The 17277-nt window shown below is 70.6% G+C and carries 14 protein-coding genes and 1 pseudogene; 6 read left to right on the top strand and 9 right to left on the bottom strand.

Annotated features, from left to right (window positions below; translation table 11 throughout):
- Positions 1 to 3: 3 nt before the first annotated feature.
- The 4 genes from ACFY0F_RS26385 to ACFY0F_RS26370 are packed head-to-tail and all read right to left on the bottom strand — an operon-like array spanning position 4 to position 4841.
- On the bottom strand, positions 4 to 1143 hold the full coding sequence (locus ACFY0F_RS26385) for an XdhC family protein (RefSeq protein ID WP_388799035.1): 1140 nt from the start codon (positions 1141 to 1143) through the stop codon (positions 4 to 6).
- Positions 1136 to 3274 (bottom strand): xanthine dehydrogenase family protein molybdopterin-binding subunit, encoded by a 2139-nt coding sequence (locus tag ACFY0F_RS26380; protein WP_388799032.1) that lies wholly within the window; start codon positions 3272 to 3274, stop codon positions 1136 to 1138. The genes ACFY0F_RS26385 and ACFY0F_RS26380 overlap by 8 nt, the downstream gene beginning before the upstream one ends.
- Entirely contained in the window at positions 3271 to 4263 is a 993-nt protein-coding gene (locus tag ACFY0F_RS26375; protein WP_388799029.1) for an FAD binding domain-containing protein, read from the bottom strand. The genes ACFY0F_RS26380 and ACFY0F_RS26375 overlap by 4 nt, the downstream gene beginning before the upstream one ends.
- The gene (locus ACFY0F_RS26370; protein WP_388799026.1) at positions 4260 to 4841 is read right to left on the bottom strand and encodes a (2Fe-2S)-binding protein; all 582 of its coding nucleotides are present in this window, start codon (positions 4839 to 4841) and stop codon (positions 4260 to 4262) included. The genes ACFY0F_RS26375 and ACFY0F_RS26370 overlap by 4 nt, the downstream gene beginning before the upstream one ends.
- A 283-nt stretch (positions 4842 to 5124) precedes the next feature.
- Between ACFY0F_RS26370 and ACFY0F_RS26365 the strand changes: the two genes are divergently transcribed.
- Complete coding sequence (locus tag ACFY0F_RS26365) at positions 5125 to 5694, top strand: TetR/AcrR family transcriptional regulator (RefSeq protein ID WP_388799023.1); 570 nt, start codon at positions 5125 to 5127, stop codon at positions 5692 to 5694.
- A 500-nt stretch (positions 5695 to 6194) separates the two neighbouring features.
- On the opposite strand, the gene ACFY0F_RS26360 is transcribed toward ACFY0F_RS26365, so the two are convergent.
- From ACFY0F_RS26360 to ACFY0F_RS26350, 3 genes are all read right to left on the bottom strand, one after another.
- On the bottom strand, positions 6195 to 6863 hold the full coding sequence (locus tag ACFY0F_RS26360; protein WP_388799268.1) for a response regulator: 669 nt from the start codon (positions 6861 to 6863) through the stop codon (positions 6195 to 6197).
- Positions 6864 to 6871: 8 nt separating this feature from the next.
- Positions 6872 to 8182 carry a sensor histidine kinase gene (locus tag ACFY0F_RS26355; protein WP_388799266.1) on the bottom strand — a complete coding sequence of 437 codons (1311 nt, stop codon included), beginning with the start codon at positions 8180 to 8182 and terminating at the stop codon, positions 6872 to 6874.
- A 169-nt stretch (positions 8183 to 8351) separates the two neighbouring features.
- Positions 8352 to 10466 (bottom strand): MMPL family transporter, encoded by a 2115-nt coding sequence (locus ACFY0F_RS26350; protein ID WP_388799020.1) that lies wholly within the window; start codon positions 10464 to 10466, stop codon positions 8352 to 8354.
- Between the two features lie 592 nt (positions 10467 to 11058).
- Here ACFY0F_RS26350 and ACFY0F_RS26345 point away from each other — a divergent pair.
- Positions 11059 to 12201 carry an acyl-CoA dehydrogenase family protein gene (locus ACFY0F_RS26345; protein ID WP_388799017.1) on the top strand — a complete coding sequence of 381 codons (1143 nt, stop codon included), beginning with the start codon at positions 11059 to 11061 and terminating at the stop codon, positions 12199 to 12201.
- 348 nt (positions 12202 to 12549) lie between these two features.
- Here the strand turns inward: ACFY0F_RS26345 and ACFY0F_RS26340 are convergent.
- A pseudogene (locus ACFY0F_RS26340) lies at positions 12550 to 12699 on the bottom strand (transposase); the annotation flags it as partial.
- Here ACFY0F_RS26340 and ACFY0F_RS26335 point away from each other — a divergent pair.
- Positions 12700 to 12966: a hypothetical protein gene (locus tag ACFY0F_RS26335; RefSeq protein WP_388799277.1), complete on the top strand. Its 267-nt coding sequence runs from the start codon at positions 12700 to 12702 to the stop codon at positions 12964 to 12966.
- A gap of 436 nt (positions 12967 to 13402) precedes the next feature.
- Positions 13403 to 14290, top strand: coding sequence for a YceI family protein (locus ACFY0F_RS26330; RefSeq protein ID WP_388799014.1), 888 nt, complete (start codon positions 13403 to 13405; stop codon positions 14288 to 14290).
- 706 nt (positions 14291 to 14996) lie between these two features.
- On the opposite strand, the gene ACFY0F_RS26325 is transcribed toward ACFY0F_RS26330, so the two are convergent.
- Complete coding sequence (locus tag ACFY0F_RS26325; RefSeq protein ID WP_388799011.1) at positions 14997 to 15527, bottom strand: MarR family winged helix-turn-helix transcriptional regulator; 531 nt, start codon at positions 15525 to 15527, stop codon at positions 14997 to 14999.
- A gap of 109 nt (positions 15528 to 15636) precedes the next feature.
- Here ACFY0F_RS26325 and ACFY0F_RS26320 point away from each other — a divergent pair, with 109 nt between their 5' ends.
- Both ACFY0F_RS26320 and ACFY0F_RS26315 read left to right on the top strand, forming a co-directional pair.
- Entirely contained in the window at positions 15637 to 16200 is a 564-nt protein-coding gene (locus ACFY0F_RS26320) for an NADPH-dependent FMN reductase (RefSeq protein WP_388799008.1), read from the top strand.
- 6 nt (positions 16201 to 16206) lie between these two features.
- Positions 16207 to 17196, top strand: a complete 990-nt coding sequence (locus ACFY0F_RS26315) for an amidohydrolase family protein (protein WP_388799006.1) — start codon at positions 16207 to 16209, stop codon at positions 17194 to 17196.
- Positions 17197 to 17277: the final 81 nt, after the last annotated feature.

The raw sequence follows: 17277 nt of genomic DNA, 5'->3' as shown, positions 1-17277 counted from the left end.
TGCTTATCCCACCGTCGCTTCCGCGGTCTGAAGGTCGCGGTGGATGGGCGTCCGGGAGTCGGTCAGGGGCACCCCGGTGCCGCCCCGCCTGGCGGCGACGATCTCCGCCACGATCGACAGGGCGGTCTCCTCGGGCGTACGAGCACCGAGGTCGAGGCCGATCGGAGAGCGAAGTCTTTCCAGTTCCCGCGCACTCACCCCCTCGGCCCGCAGACGCCTGTTGCGCTCCTCGTGGGTGCGGCGCGAGCCCATCGCGCCGACGAAAGCCACCGGCATGCCGAGGGCCAGCTTGAGCAGAGGGATGTCGAACTTGGCGTCGTGGGTGAGGACGCACAGGACCGTGCGGGTGTCGGTCGCGGTGCGCCGCAGGTAGCGGTGCGGCCAGTCCACGACGACCTCGTCGGCATCGGGGAAGCGGGCCCGGGTGGCGAAGACCGGGCGGGCGTCGCACACGGTCACGTGGTAGCCGAGGAACTTGCCGGCCCGTGCCAGCGCCGAGGCGAAGTCCACCGCCCCGAAGACGATCATGCGTGGTGGCGGCACGTTCGACTCGACCAGCAGGGTGAGGCCGCCGGGGCAGTGTGAACCGTCCGCCGACATCTCCACCGTGCCGGTACGGCCCGCCTCCAGCAGGGCGCGGGCCTCGGCCGCCGCCGCCCGATCCAGTTCCGGGTGGCCGCCGAGAGCGCCTTCGTACGAGCCGTCGTACCGCACCAGCAGAGCCCGGCCCAGGAGCGCGGCCGGGCCGCGGGCGACCCGGGCCAGAGCCACCGGCCGGCCCTGCGCGGCGGCCGCCACGGCCGCCGCGAGGACCGCCCGGGCGGGCTCCTGGCCGGACACCGGCGTGACCAGCACCTCGATCGTGCCGCCGCAGGTCAGTCCGACGGCGAAGGCGTCCTCGTCGCTGTAGCCGAACCGTTCGAGCACGCTCTCCCCGGTGCGCAGCGCCTCCAGGCACAGGTCGTACACCGCGCCCTCGACGCAGCCGCCGGAAACCGAGCCGATCACGGTGCCCGCGCCGTCCACGGCGAGGGCGGCGCCGGGACCGCGCGGTGCGCTGCCGCCGACGGCCACCACGGTGGCGACGGCGAACTCCCGGCCCTCCGGGATCCACCGGTCCAGCTCCCCGGCCAGGTCAAGCATCGAGCGCTCCCGTCGCCGAGGTCAGGACCCGGTCCGGCCGGATGGGCAGGACTCGGTGGCGCACGCCGGTCGCGTGCCAGACCGCGTTGGCGACGGCGGCCGCGGCGCCCACGATGCCGACCTCGCCGATGCCCTTGATCCCGACCGGGTCGTTCGGGTCGAAGTCGTCGATCCAGTCGGCCTCGACGTGCGGGATGTCGGCGTGGGTGGCCACGTGGTAGCCCGCGAGATCGGCGCCGACGTGGCCGCCCGAGGCGCGGTCCCGTACGGCCTCCTCGTGCAGCGCCATGGAGATGCCCCAGATCATGCCGCCCACGAGCTGGCTGCGCGCGGTGAGCGGGTTGACGATCCGGCCCGCCGCGAAGATCCCGAGCATGCGCCGCACGCGCACTTCGCCGGTGGTGACGTCCACGGCCACCTCGGCGAACTGGGCTCCGAAGGAGTGTCGCTCGGCGGGCGCGAGCGAGCCGATGGCCTCGGTGGTGTCCGAGCGCACTGTGATGCCCTCCGGGGGGATGTCGGCGCCCGGAGCCAGTGTGTCGCGCAGTTCCGCGGCCGCGGCGGCGACCGCCCAGGACCAGGAGCGGGTGCCCATGGAACCGCCGGCGATCATCGCCGGTCCGAAGTCGCTGTCACCGATGCGGACGCGGACCCGCTCCGGGGGCACGGCCAGCGCATCGGCGGCGACCAGGGTGAGTGCGGTACGGGCGCCGGTGCCGATGTCGGCCGCGGCGATCCGCACGGTGAAGCCGCCGTCCGGGTGCGCGGTCACGGTGGCCGTGGAGGGCGCCGCGCCCGCGGGGAAGGACGCCGCCGCGGTGCCGGTGCCGAGCAGCCAGCGGCCGTCCCGGCGCAGGCCGGGGCGCGGGTCCCGGTCCGCCCAGCCGAACCTGCGGGCGCCGTCCCGGAAGCAGGCGGCCACGTTGCGGCCGGCGAACGGCAGGCCGGACACCGGCCCCCGCTCGGGGTCGTTGCGCAGCCGCAGCTCGACCGGGTCGATGCCGCCCTTCTCGGCGAGTTCGTCGAGCGCCGCCTCCAGCGCGAAGGAGCCCGGCGCCTCACCCGGGCCCCGCATCCACGTCGGGGTGGGCACGTCGAGCCGGACCGCACGGTTGGCGGTGTGGTGGGCGGCGGCGTCGTACATCACCCGTGCCACCCCGGCGCTCGGCTCGACGAACTCGTGCACGGTGGAGGTGAGGCTGAGGGAACTGTGCTCCAGCGCGCGCAGCCGCCCCTCGGCGTCGGCGCCGAGCCTGACCCGCTGGATGGTGGGACTGCGGTAGCCGGCCAGCGAGAACATCTGGCGGCGGGTCAGGACGACTCGCACCGGGCGCTGCAGTATGGTTGCGGCCATCACGGCGGCCACCTGGTGGGCCCGTACGCCCTTGCTACCGAAGCCGCCACCGACGTGCTCCGAGCGCACCCGCACCGACGCCGGGTCGAGCGAGAAGAGGTTCGCGAGTTCGCCGATGACCCAGGTGGCGCCCTGGTTGGAGTCGACCACCTCGAGCCGGCCGCCGTCCCAGTGGGCGGTCGCCGCATGCGGCTCCATCGGGTTGTGGTGCTCTTCTGGGGTGCGGTACTCGGCGTCCACGACGAGGTCCGACGCGGCCAGTTCGGCGTCCAGGTCCCCCTTCTCCGTCACCGCCGGCATGTGCCCGTCCACCGGGTAGGCGCCCGGATGGCCCGCGACGAAGTCGATGTCGTGGGGCTCCTGTTCATAGTGCACCACGAGCGCCTCGGCGGCCTCCCTCGCCTGCTCGGACGTCTCCGCCACGACCAGCGCCACCGGCCAGCCCAGGTGCGGCACCCGGTCGTGCTGGAAGACGGCACAGGTCGGGTCCGGCTTCGTGCCCAGCAGACCGGTGTAGTCGGTGTTCAAGCGCAGGGCGTTGCGGTGGTCGAGGACGGCGAGGACGCCCGGCATGGCGAGGACCGGGTCGCTGTCGATGGCGCGGACGCGGCCACGGGCGACCGTGGAGAGCACCAGCCAGCCGTGCGCGAGGTCGGCGAAGGGGATCTCACCGGCGTAACGGGCCGCGCCGGTGACCTTGTCCCTGCCCTCCACGCGGGTATGGGCAGTGCCGACGGAAGGCTCCCGCGTGTGGGCCGCGGCGGTGACGGTGGTCATCGGGTGGCCTCCTGTGCGAGTCGGGTGAACTCGGCCACGACGAGGTTGCGCATGAGTGTCACCTTGTATCCGTTCTGGGCCAGTGGCCGTGCTGCCGCCAGTTCGGCGTCGGCCGCGGCGGCGTAGGTCTCGGCGTCGGCGGGAGCACCGATCAGGACGCGTTCGGCGGCGAGGGCCCGCCAGGGCCGGGAGGCGACGGCGCCGAAGGCCAGGCGCGCGTCGCGTACGATGCCGTCCCTCACGTCGAGCGCGGCCGCGAGCGAACCGATGGCGAACGCGTACGAGGCGCGCTCGCGCACCTTGCGGTAGCGGGAGTTGGCGGCGACCGGAACGGGCGGCAGGGCGACGCCGGTGATCAGGGCACCTGCAGGCAGGGCGGTCTCGCGGTGCGGTGTGTCGCCGACGGACAGGTAGAAGTCCGCCAGGGGCGCCTCCCCCGGCCCGTCGGCGGTCTCGAAGTGGACGACCGCGTCGAAGGCGGCGAGCGCGACGGCCATGTCGGAGGGGTGTACGGCGACGCAGTTCTCCGACGCTCCCAGGATCGCGTGGTTGCGGTGCTCGCCCTCTATGGCGGGGCAACCGCTGCCCGGAACGCGTTTGTTGCACGGTTTGGCGACGTCGGTGAAGTAGCCGCAGCGGGTGCGCTGGAGCAGGTTCCCGCCGATCGTTGCCATGTTGCGCAGCTGTCCCGAGGCGCCGGCCAGCACCGCCTGGGCCAGCGCTGGGTAGCGGCGGCGGACCTCAGGGTGCGCGGCCAGGTCGCTGTTGGTGACGGTGGCGCCGATGCGCAGGCCCCCCTCCGGCGTCGACTCGACGTGGTCCAAGGGGAGTTCGCGGATGTCGACGAGCCGGGCGGGGCGTTCGACGCCGGCCTTCATGAGGTCGACGAGGTTGGTGCCGCCGCCAAGGAAGCGGGTGTCGGGATCGGCGCCGAGCAGCGCGACGGCGCCGGCGACGTCGGACGCCCGTCGATAGTCGAACTCCCTCATGCCACGGCCTCCTTCGGCTCCGGCCCGAGGCCCGCGCGCCTCGCGTCCGGCTGGGCCTCGGCCGCCTGGGCCACGGCCTCGACGATCGAGACGTAGGCGCTGCACCGGCAGAGATTTCCGCTCATGCGCTCGCGGATCTCTTCGGCCGTCAGCGGCGGTGGTCCGGCATCGGGGCGGAGGTCGTCGGTGACGGCGCTGGGCCAGCCCGCCGCGTGCTCCTGGATCACCCCGATCGCCGAGCAGATCTGTCCTGGAGTGCAGTATCCGCACTGGAATCCGTCCAGGTCGAGGAACGCCTGCTGCACGGGATGCAGCTGCTCGCCCTCGGCGACGCCTTCGATGGTGGTGATCTCCCGGCCCTCGGCCGCCACGGCCAGTTGGAGGCAGGACACGGCCCGGCGGCCGTCCAGCAGGACCGTACAGGCGCCGCACTGTCCCTGGTCACAGCCCTTTTTTGAGCCAGTCAGCGCGAGGCGCTCGCGGAGTGCATCGAGCAGGGTGGTGCGGTGGTCGACGGGCAGTGTGTACTTCTCGCCGTTGATGTTCAGGGTGATGACACTGGACGCCGATGAGGCCATGAGCAGCTTCTTTCGCCTAACCAGGGCAGATGGGGTATTTCAACGACCGGGGAACCGGGCGGGCGCGCAGGGTCTGCGGTGCGGCACTGCGGCGCAGGAGTGGGGCGACGATGCGTGGTGCTGGAACCTGAAGAGGACCGCGGACTGCCGCAAGGACTCGTCCGCAGCTATCGTGGACGACAACCGGACAGCCGTCCGCTAAGTGGGAAACTTAACGGACAGCTGTCCGGTTAGCAAGGGCGAGGTTCGGCCACGAACCCCTCTAGGAGGACGAGTGCCGCAGATGAAGGATGCACCCCGGCGCTCGGACGCCCAGCGCAACCGCGAACGCATCCTGGAGGTGGCACTCGCCGAGTTGTCCCGCTGCGCGGACACACCGCTGAGCGCGATCGCCAAGAAAGCCGGTGTCGGCCAGGGCACCTTCTACCGCAACTTCCCCAACCGCGAGGCACTCGTCCTGGAGATCTACCGGCATGAGATGCAGCAGGTCGCCGACAGTGCCGCCCACCTGCTCCGGACCCGGCCGCCGGCACAGGCCCTGCGCGCCTGGATGGACCGGCTTTCGGAATTCGCGATGACCAAGGCCGGCCTGGCCGACGCAATCCGGCAGGTCACCAGCGCGCCAGGCAGTCCGGGGAAGCCGGCCCCCACGCCGGTGATCGACGCGGCGGAGTTGCTGCTCCGCGCCAATGAGCAAGCCGGCACCGTCAGGTCAGGCGTCACTGGGGACGATTTCCTACTCGCCATCGCGGGCCTGTGGCAGCTCGACCCGCGCGACGACTGGCGGCCCCGGGCCACCAGACTCCTCGACCTCGTCATGGACGGCCTGCGCACGGGGGCGCCCGGCCGGTGAACAGCGCACCGCCGGTCACCGGCGGGCACGATGGCCGGGCCGTTGTTCGCGTCCACGAACACCTGCAGCTCAACCGGCACCCTCGTGGCGCAGCCCCGCGCTGCCGCCGTCCGGGGGGACTCGTACGTCCGTAAGGTGTCCACCGCGGTCACCCGCTGCCCTCCCTGGCTGCCGATTCCCCAGGAGGTCGTCGGTTCGACATTCGACGATCCGCAGCCCAGGCCAGACGCAAGGCGATGCAGATCACCCATCGACGACAACATGAGCAAGCGGTACCGGCAGGCAGCCTCTGCTCTGCCCGCTCGACTCGGGCGACGCACGCATCCGGCATTCCCGACGTTCTGCCGGACGAGGGCGGCGTTCAGGCCGGTGGCGAAAGCCCACCACCCAGCGCCCGGCGGGCGCTCTCCAAGCACTCCTCAGCGAACCGAGGGCGTCCTGGTCTACCAGAGGTTTCGGCCGGCAACACGCTTGGACTTGACACAGGTTGGCGGCGGCGCTCAGACCGCCCCGGGAATGACGAGCCCCGACTCGTACGCCACGATCACCAGCTGCGCCCGGTCACGTGCCCCCAACTTGCCCATGATCCGGCTGACATGGGTCTTCGCGGTGAGCGGGCTGAGCCCCAGCGCTTCGGCGATCTCGGTGTTGTTGAACCCGCGCGCGACCAGGGTGAGCACCTGCCGTTCCCGCTCGGACAGCCCGTCCGGGCCGCCCACCGCTGACGTCGCCGTGTCGGGTGCGCGCAGGAAACGGGCGATGAGCCGTGAGGTGGGTCCTGGCGAGAGCAGGGAGTCCCCGGCGGCCACGGTCCGGATGGCGTCGAGGAGTTCGGCCGGCCGGATGTCCTTCACCAGGAAGCCGGACGCCCCGGCCCGCAGCGCATCGACGATGTGCTCATCGGTGTCGTACGTCGTCAGGACGAGCACCTTCACGCCGGCCAAGTCCTCGTCGGCGGCGATGAGCCGGGTCGCCTCGATGCCGTCCAGGTCGGGCATGCGTATGTCCATCACGACGAGGTCGGCCCGCACGGAACGGGCGAGGTCCACGGCCTGCCGCCCGGTGCCCGCCTCGGCGACGACCTCCATGTCCCCGGCGGACGCGACGAGCATCGCGAACGAGGCCCGTACGAGGGTCTGGTCGTCGGCGAGCAGTACACGGATCGGCATCGGGGCCGTCACGAGGGTTCCTCCCGGGGCAGCGGCAGCTCGGCGATCACTTCGAAGCCCACGGTGGGACCCGGTCCGGCGTCCAGTGTGCCGCCCACGCTACGGGCCCGCTCACGCATCCCGACGAGCCCGAACCCCGGCGCGCGGCCGACGACTTCCTGTCCGTGCCCCACCCCGTTGCGCACCGCGCTGCTCACCCCGTGGCCCGCCCCCTGCCCCGCCCCGTCGTCGGCGACGGTCACCCGCAGGGTCCCCTCCGCCGCCCGCAGTCCCACCCGGACGGTCAGGTCGTCGCGGCCCCCGTGGCGTACGGCGTTGGTGAGCGCCTCCTGCACGATCCGGTAGGCGGCGGCGCCCACCGAGGGCGGTACGCCGTCCGCGTGGACGGACAGTTCGACCTTGGCCCCGGCCACCCTGGCCGCCTCCGCGAGCGCGCCCAGCCCGTCGAGCCCGGGCAGCGGCCCGCGCCCGTCCGGAGAGCCGAGCCCGGAACCGGAACTCGATCCGGAGCCGGGTTCGGCCACCCACTCCCCTTTCCCTCCGACACTCACGCTCATCTCGTTCGCCCGCAGCACCTCCAGCGTCGTACGCAACTCGCCCCGGGCCGTCCGGCAGGTCTCCGCGATGTCGTCGAGCGCCTGGGCGACCGCCTCGCGGTCGAGCCGGTCCGGATCCGCGGTGAGGACGTGGGCCGCCACGGACGTCCGCACACCGATCAGGGTGATGCTGTGCGCGAGCAGGTCGTGCAAGTCGCGGGCGATCCGCAGCCGCTCCTCGACGACCCGCCGCCGCGCCTCCTCCTCGCGGGTCCGTTCGGCCCGCTCGGCCCGCTCGACGATGGAGGCAACGTACTGGCGGTAGAAGCGGGCGTCGACGCCGAAGAACAGGACCGCGATGACCCAGCCGGAGATCCGCAGGAGCTCCAGCGCCCCGTCGGGGTTGGTGAAACTGTTGATGATCAGCGTCGGGCCGAGGACGACGACAGCGGTGAGCAGCGAGCGGCGTACCGTGCCGGTCGCCGCGACCGTGTAGAGCGCCAGGAGGGTCGCGGGGATCGGTACGGCGTGGTTGTAGTCGAGGACGTGGTAGGGGGTGACGCAGACCGCCACCGCGAGCAGCACGAGCAGCGGACGGCTGCGCCGCCACACGAGCGGCACATGGGCGCCGGCCAGCAGGGCCCAGCCGGGCGGACCGAGCGGGAGTCCGTCGTCGATGAGCAACGCGAAGATGACGGCCAGCACGGCGACACCGACGGCGAGGAACGCATCGTTGCGGGTGCGGTGCGGCGCGGTGAGCGGGTCCCGGTTGACGACCGCCATGACGCGCTCGATCCGGCGGGGCCGCGCGTCACCCCGTACGACGGTGGTTCTCAGGCCCCCTGCGGCTGAGGTCGCTCCCAGATCTTGCACGACTCCATCTTCCGTCATGGGGTGCCCCTCCGGCAGAAGGCAGGAGAGGCGCCCGGTCGGCTGTGGTGAGCCCGGCAGGTCAGGGCGCGCCGACCTGGTCCGGCTGCCGCGGCGGCTCGGTCGGTTCGGACGGCCCGGCGCCGGGCGCGGGTTCGCGGGAGAGGCCGCCCGGCCACCACATCTTCCGGCTCAGGGCGACGCTGGCACTGGTCACCAGGTACGTCCGTACGAGGAAGGTGTCGAGGAGTACGCCGACGGCGATCACGAAGCCGAGTTCGACGAGTTGCACGAGCCCCATGTTCATCAGCACGGCGAAGGTCGCGGCGAGGACCAGGCCGGCCGAGGCGATGACGGCGCCTGTGCTCCGCAGGGCGGTGAGCGCGGCGGCGGCCGGTTCCGCGCCGGCCAGGGACTCCTCCCGCATCCGGTGCATGAGGAAGATGCCGTAGTCGACGCCGAGGGCGACGAGGAACACGAAGGACAGCAGCCCGAGCCCCGGATCGGTTCCCTTGAGGCCGAGGACCGGGCCGAAGGCCAGCCCGGCGATCCCGAGGGCCGCGCCCCAGACCGCGACCACGGCGGTCACCAGGATGAGCGGCGCGACGAGACTGCGCAGCAGGACGAACAGGATGAGCAGCACCGAGACGAGGACCAGGGGTACGACGATCTTCGTGTCCCGGCTGTTGGTGTTCTCCAGGTCGATCTGCTCGGCGCTGTCCCCGCCGACGTACGAGCCCTTCAGTTCGCTGCGCAGGGACTTGATGGTGGCGGTCTCTCCCGCCGACTGGGGTGTGTCCTTCGCGATGACGGAGATCTCGGCCCAGCCGTCTCCGGTACGGCTCTTCTCGGCGCTCTCGACTCCCCGGGTGTCCCGGATCGCCGCGAGGGTCCGGTCGACGCGGTCCGCCGGGGTGATCACGTCGATGGGCTGAGTGCCGCGCTCGGGGTAAGCCCGGGCGAGGGTCTCCATGGCTGTGACGGCCTCCGGCTTGGTGACGAAAGAATCCTCCTGCTTGACCGGTCCCGGCAGGTTGAGCGTGCCGAGGGCGAGTGCGCCGAGCAGGACGGCTCCGGTCGCGAGCACGGTCAGCGGCCTGCGTCCGGCGGAGTCGCCCATCGTGGCGAAGAGGCTCCGCCGCTGTTTGGGTCCGCTGCCGTAGGCCGGTACGAGCGGCCAGAAGACCCGCCGCCCGAGCAGTACGAGGACGGCGGGGAGCAGTGTCAGCATCGCGATCAGCGCGCACAGCACACCGACCGTGCCGAGCGGGCCCATGCCACGGCTGCTGTTGAGATCGGCGGCGAGCAGGCACAGCAGGCCGGCGGCGACGGTGCCGGAGGAGGCGAGCACGGCGGGCCCGCAGCCGCGCAGGGCGGCGACCATGGCCTCGTACGGGCGCTCGATGCGCCGCAGTTCCTCCCGGTAGCGGGAGACGAGGAGCAGTGCGTAGTCGGTGCCCGCGCCGAACACGAGGATCGTCATCACGGCGGAGCTCTGGCCCGTGACGGTGGTACCGAAGGCCTGGTTGAGCCCGTACGCGACACCCATCGACATGAGGTCGGCGATGCCGGCGACCACGAGCGGCACGAGCCACAGCACCGGGCTGCGGTAGATCAGGATCAGCAGGAGGGCGACGACGGCGACGGTGGTGTAGAGCAGTGGCCCGCCGAGTGAGTCGTAGACCTTTCCGGCGTCGGTGCCGAGCGCCGCGGTGCCGCCCACCTCGACGCTCAGCCCGTCCTGGCCGCGGGTGATGCTCCGGACGTCCTCGACGAGCGCGTCCCGCAGCTTCTCGTCGTGCCCGGGCTCGTTGCTGACGACGGGGTACATGAGGGTCGTACCGTCGCCGGACGGAATCCCCTTGGGCGCTCCGCCGACCAGCTCATGCGCTGCGGCGATCTCCTCGACCTGCCCGGCCGCCACCCGCCGGTCGTCGGCGCTCAGCCCGCCGCCCCGGTGGTACACGATCACCATCTCGGTGCTCTCGCCCCCGGGCAGCGCGTCCTGTATCCGGGCCACTTGGGTCGAGTCGGCGCTGGAGGGCAGGTAGTCGGTGGCCCGGTCGTGCTGCACGTCGGCGAGCTTCGCCGCGAACGGGCCGACCAGCGCGAGCACGGCCACCCATAGCCCGAGCAGCGCCCAGGGCACGGCCCGTCTGCGTCCCACGCCCTTCGCGGTTGTCTTCCCGACCGTCATGAGCAGATCTCCCTCGCTACGACGACTACCGATTCAGCTGTCAGCCTTCCGGCACGGGGAGGGGTTTGCGTCGGACGGGAGGGGGAGCCTGCGGGTACTGCCTGGGGTGGCGGGGGGTGCGGATTACTCCCCCGGGAGTAGTGGGAGCCGCGGGTGCATGTTCGCATGCGGGTGGGTGGGGGCTGGTCGCGCAGTTCCCCGCGCCCCTGAAAAACGGGGCTACGCCCCAGTTGCGGCCCGTTAAGCCTGCACCAGCTACGGCACTCCGCGCTCACGCACGCCGCCGAGGATGGCGCGAGCACCGTCACCTTGCCGGCCCTGTCCGGACACATCTCGGTCGCCTCGCCGGCCGAATACCTGGGTCTCCCCGCAGGCCACGGGCCCGCCGGCAGCAATCAAGGAACCCGCCGCACGGCGCCGTTGAGCGCGAGGTGTGGGGGCGGGGTTCGGCGGAGACGCTGTAGCCTTTGCCGCCGCCGGGCGCACGGAGTCCGCGCAGCACGTACTGCTCGGTGAGCAGGCCGGCCGCTCGCGCGCTGGCAGCCAGCGCTACCTGAGGAATGGACGTAGATCACGGAACGTTGCCTGGCGCATGACGACTAAAAGTATCGACGGCGCGTCCGTCCCCTTGCTCGACGGCGCTCGTACGGCGGCGAAGCAAGCAGCCGTCGAAGCCGCAGCGACCGAGCGAGATCGGCGGATCACCGGCGTGAGTGCCGCCGCTGCTCGGGCTGCGGGCGCGTTCGCCTTGGGCGTCCGCCGATCCGATGGAGGGATCGAGGCCGACCTCAGCACGAGGGTCCGGTTCCTGGCCGAACTCGGACGGGGCTGCCCGTCGACGGCCTGGGTCGCGGCCACGAACCTCGAAGCGAAGCGGGTGTTGCAGATCGGCACGTCAGAAGAGGCATACGCGGATGCGTTTCGCGATGTCGACAGCGTAGCGTGCGCGTCTGCTCGGCCGGGGACGGCCGTCCGTGAGCCCGGCGGGCTGCGCATCTCCGGCCGATGGTCGTACGCTTCGGGATGTGAACTCGCCGAATGGGCGATACTTTCCGTGCAACTGCCCGGGGAGGGTGACCGCCCGCCGCAGCCGACTGCGGTGTTAGCCCGGACCCGGGATCTGACCATCGACCGAGACTGGCACATGGCGGGACTGTGCGGCACCGGAAGCCACACTCTCGTCGGCGGTGACGTGTGGATCCCCGATTCTCATCTGCTCGACTTGCCCCGGATCGCCGCTGCGGCATCCAACATCGCGATCGCGGTCGGGCTGTTCGCTCCCCTGTGGGGTGCCGCGCGCGGCGCCCTCGACATCGTGGTCGATGTCCTTGCCAAGCGGACGTCGCCGAACCCCGCCCACCCCACCCTGGCCGACTCTCCCGGCGCCAGGAGGAACCTCGCCGTCGCCGCGCACAAGATCGACACCGCTGAGCGGCGCATGCTCGGGATCGCCGCTGCAGTCGACGCCACGCAGCCCGGCGAGGTGCTTGCGGCCGAAGAGCGTGCGCGGCTCCGAATGGATCTGATCGCCGCTGTGCGGGAATGTCGTAGCGCACTGGAGGACTTGCTGGACCTGCACGGATCCACCGGCCTGGACAGCTCCAACCCATTGCAGCGGTACTGGCGGGACTTCGCAGTGGGGTCGCGGCACGTCCAGTTCACCTCCCACGTCGTCGAAGAGGATTACGGCGTGCTTCTGCTCGGCATCAACGAAGCACCCTCCGGGATGCTCTGAGGACTTGCCGGACACGAGGACGCCTCCAGGAACATCGAGAGCTATGTCCACCCGGCGTCGTCCTTCGGGGCCTCGCCGCACCCCCGGCCTCCCGAGCCGCTGTATCGGCGGGATCTCCTGGCGGGCGATGCCCGCGGACTTCCCCGACTGGGGACGCGTCCGCGCCTTCTTCCGCCGGTGACGCGAGCACGGGCTGATCGGCGAATTCCACGACCGGCTGCGCGGAACGGTCCGTGAGCGCGAGGGCCGTGAGGCTGAGCCCACGGCGGGAAGCATCGACACGCAGTCGGTGCGGGCCGCCGCGACGGTGCCGGCCGCCTCACGCGGCTACGACGGCGGGAAGAAGGTGCCGAGGCAGTCCACCGCCAGGTGCCGCTTGCGGCCGCCCACCTTCTTCCCGCCGTCCCAGCCGGACGTGGAGCGCGGGATGTTCGCCGCTGCCCGCAGTGACTGCGAGTCGACGATCGCGGCTGTCGGGTCCGGTGAGCGGCCATCGCGGTGCGCCGTCTCATCGCCAGCGGGCCGCTGACCAACCCGACGGCGAACCCGGAGGCCGTGCTGATCAACCCCGACCACGTGACGGAGATCTGCGGGATCAAGGGTCTGGCGCAGCGACTCGCCGACGAATCGCCGCTCGGGCCGGACCAGGCGGCCGCTGGACTGGGCGTGAGGAGGGTCGACTTCGACTACATGCGGGACCTGCTGTGGGTACGGCGGCGGAACGACGCGAGGTGCGCTTCGGCACGTTGCGGGCCGGAGCTGTGATGGTCCCGCTGTTCACCACAGCGTCCATCGACGCCCTGCCCGCCGCACACCCCGAGGCCGACCGAACCAGGCCCGTTCCACGGGCGCCCACCCGGCCGTGGACGCTGTGTCCCTACAGTGCAGCTGACGCGACGTGAGTGAACAGCTCCCGGAGATTGTGTGAGCAAAGGCGCGCGCCGACGAGACCGCGGCGTGCCCGTGCAGCTGGGCGTCGTCCCTGGTCGCAGGGGTCGGGCGGCCCCGACCCCGCTGAAGCATCGAGTGAAGGCTCGATTGCCTGTGCGAAGTTACTTGCTCGAACCGGTCTATGCTGGCGCCGGAATGCGCAGGGTGTCGGCCGATTGCCTTTCCGTCCGGCAGTTTTGACAGGAGCGGGGTGCGCCACCGCTCGTAGAAACGTTCGTACAGGGACACGCGAAAATTGATCAGGCACTTGTTGGGCAGAGGAAGAATCGCGAACCAGAAGAAGGGCGCGCTCGCCGGCCTCTCGGTGCCGCAGAGCGCGGGCCTCCTCAGCTTCCGCGTCATCGACCCGGTCGGTGAGCCCCTGGTGCAGGCGCAGTACACGCTGAACGACAGCCAGGGGCGCAAGGTCGTCTCAGGGGAGACGGACCCGTACGGCTGGGGCGTCGTCGTGGTCCCCGTCGGCGAGTACCGCATGTCGGTCTCGGCGGACGGCTTCGCCGCGCATCTGGGACACGCGTCCGTGCGAGAGGGGGGTGTGCCCGTTGCGCTCGGCGACCTCACCCTGCATGCCGCACCCACGCTACCCCTACCCGAACCAGGCGAGTGGGAGATCGAGGCCGCGCACACCCGAATAGGCTTTACCGCCCGCCACATCGGTCTCGGCCGCGTGTACGGCGGCTTCGGCAACTTTGCCGGGGCCATCAGGGTCGGCAGCACCATGGAGCACACCGCGATGCACGTCGTCATCGACGCGGCATCGATCGACACAAACGTCAAGATGCGTGACAACCACCTGCGGTCGGGGGACTTCCTCGACGTGGAGAACTTCCCGACCCTGGAGTTCTACAGCGACCGCTTCGTGCACCGCGGCGGCCAGAACTGGGTGATCACGGGCGGTCTCACCCTTCACGGGGTGACCCGCACGGTGACCCTCGACGCGCAGTACAACGGCGTACGGGTGGGTATGGAGGGCGAGACCCGCGCCGCCATCCACGCCACGACCGAACTGCACCGCGAGGACTACGACATCAACTGGCAGACCATGCTGGCGCGCAACATCGCCGTGGTCGGCTCGAACATCAAGGTCGACCTGGACATCCAGATCGTCCCCAAGGGCACCGAGCTGGAATTCAAGTAACGCAGAGGCGAACTCCGCAGAGCCGTGCACGGACCCGACCGGTCCCCTACGCGGCTCTCCTGCGTTCCGGGCCGGGCGCGGGAATGGTGACGGGAAATCAGGCTGCCGCGCGATGGGCGCGGCAGCCGTCGACAGGCTTACAACAGCCATGAATTCCGTGCGGCGAAAACGAGATGCCGAGCCACTCTACGTCCTTGAATTCGACGTGCACGCCCGCGCGCCCGCCGCCTTCCTTGCGGAAATAGGCGTCGGCGATGGCCTCCGCGACCAGGTCGTGCAGGTCATTTCCGTCGCTCCGGTCTCCCGGGCGGACAGGACCAGGCCGGCGTGTGCGGGCGAGACGGCGGTCATGATGTCCCTCATTCGGCCCGCATCCGAGGTCCCATCCGGGCCGAATCCGAAGTGGGCCCGAGTGCGAACGAGCAGGCAGCCGATTTGCGGGCTGCGGGCATACCTGCAGAGTTCGCCGCGATCCTCGCCGACGCCGACGTCCGGGCCGACCGGGAAGGCGAGGTCAGCACCGCGGTACTCGAGATGGCAGGCCACCCGCCACACACCTTCACCCATTTCGTCCAGGAACACGCGCACCGGTGGGCAGCAGCGGCCGCTTGAGAGCAGGGATTAGCGGGAATCCCGGGCCGATGCACGCTGGCTGCGGTCGGCTGCCCCGCACAGCCGCTGCTGTCGCACTGCGCGGTTCAGCCACTCATGTCTTCGGCGGAAAGATCCCCCGGTGGCCGTGCGTCGTTTCACCCTGTGCGCGCTCGACGCGGGCGAGCACCTTGTCGGAGATCCGGTGCAGCGTCCGCAGTTCGTTCGGGGTGAGGACGTCGATGAACAGGTCCAGCACCTGGCCGACGTGTCCGGGTGCCGCGTCCGCCAGATGGGCGTAGCCGGCGTCGGTCAGGATCGCCTGCGTGTACCGCCCGTTGTGCGGGTCGGGCTCGCGGCACACGAACCCGCGCTTCTCGAGCCGGCCGATCATGTGGGACAGCCGCGACAGCTCCGCGCTGGCCAAGACCGCGAGCTCGCTCATTCTCATGCGACGCCCGGGCTGATCGGACAAGTGCGCCAGCACGTAGTACTCGATGAAGCTGAGCTTCGACTCCTGCTGGAGCTGCGACTCCAGGGCGGCCGGCAACCTCTGGACGAGCTTCATGAACCCGCGCCACGCCGCCAGTTGATCACCACTGAGCCAGCGCGACTCGGACACTCCGGACTCCCGTGAGGCAGACATACGCGCAGTCTACCCACGTCGCCTAACTTGAATATTCATGTCAGCACGGTTAGGCTGACACTTGAAGATTCAAATGCCGACAGGCTCACCAGGACTGGAAGAAGCATCCATGAATGACCTGAAGCTGGCCATCGTCCTCGGCAGCACTCGTCCCGGCCGCAACGGCGAAGCGGTGGCGAACTGGGTGCTGGCCCAGGCCAAGGGCCGGCCGAACGCCGACTACGAGCTGATCGACCTGGTCGACTATCCACTGCCGCACCTGGACGAGGCCGTCCCGGCGAGCAGGGGCGTGTACGCGGGCGAGCACACGAAGGCCTGGTCCGCCAAGATCAGCGAGTTCGACGGATACATCTTCGTCACCCCGGAGTACAACCACTCCACCTCCGGAGTGCTGAAGAACGCCATCGACTACCTCTACACAGAGTGGAACAACAAGGCCGCCGCCTACGTGTCGTACGGCTCGCTCGGCGGAGCGCGAGCGATCGAGCACCTGCGGGCGATCTCGAGCGAACTGCAACTGGCCCACGTGCGCCAGCAGCTGTCGTTCTCGTTGCTCACCGACTTCGAGAACTTCTCGGCGTTCAAGCCCTCCGCGCTGCACGACGGCGCCGCTTCCGTCCTGTTCGACCAGCTCGAGTCGTGGGCCCGCGCGCTCAAGACCGTCCGTAGCTGAGTCTCGATGAAGCTGTACGGGCTCGAGGAACACTTCGTCACCGCGGACGTGATCGAGGCGTGGCAGCGGCGCGACCCTCATCTCGCCGAGCCGATGATGAAGTGGGCCGTCGCCAGTGACATCACTCCGGCACTGCTGGACGTCGACGGCGGACGCATCGCGGCCATGGACGACGCCGGGATCGACACGACGGTGCTGTCCCTCACGACGCCGGGTCTGCAGAACCTCGACGCGGCGGAGGCGGTCGCCTTGCAGAGGCCCACGAACGACATGATCGCTGCCGCCGTGCGCCGCCACTCCGAGCGTTTCCAGGGATTCGCGGCGCTCGCCACCTCCGCGCCGGCCGCCGCGGCCGACGAACTGCGGCGGGCGGTCACCGAACTCGGGCTCAACGGCACGCTGGTCAACGCCAACTCGCGTGGCCGCGCTCTGGACGCGCCCGAATTCTGGGACATCTACGAGGCCGCCGAGGACCTGCGCGCACCCGTCTACCTGCACCCCAGCGTTCCGTTACCAGTCGTCACGGAGGCCTACTACCAGGGCTTCAGCGAGCCGGTGAACAGCATGCTGGCCACCGGTGCGTTCGGCTGGCACTACGACGCCGGCCTGACCGTGCTCCGGATGATCGTCGCCGGCGTCTTCGACCGGTTCCCCGACCTTCAGGTCATTCTGGGGCACTGGGGCGAGGTCGTGTTGTTCTACCTCGACCGCATCGCAGCCCTGGACAAGCTCACTGCCCTGCGACGCCCGATCGCCGAGTACTTCCGCTCGAACATCTTCATCACCCCCGGCGGCATCTCCAGCCACAAGTACCTCCGGTGGAGCCTGGAGACGGTGGGGGTCGAACGGATCATGTACGCCTCCGACTACCCGTTCAACCGGGAGCGCGCCGGATCCGCGCGGCGTTTCCTGGACACGGCACCGGTCGACGAGGCCGACCGAGAGCGCATTGCCCACCGGAACTGGGAAGAGCTCGTCGCCCGTATCCGGCGCTGACCACCACGCGGGAAGGGAATATCGCATGCCGCTTCTGCCGGGTCCGGATGTCCCTCTGTATTTCACCGATTCGGCCACGGC

It is taken from the genome of Streptomyces sp. NPDC001544 (genome assembly GCF_042894285.1).
Classification (GTDB): Bacteria; Actinomycetota; Actinomycetes; order Streptomycetales; family Streptomycetaceae; genus Streptomyces.
This window is presented reverse-complemented; position numbering and strand designations above follow the sequence as displayed.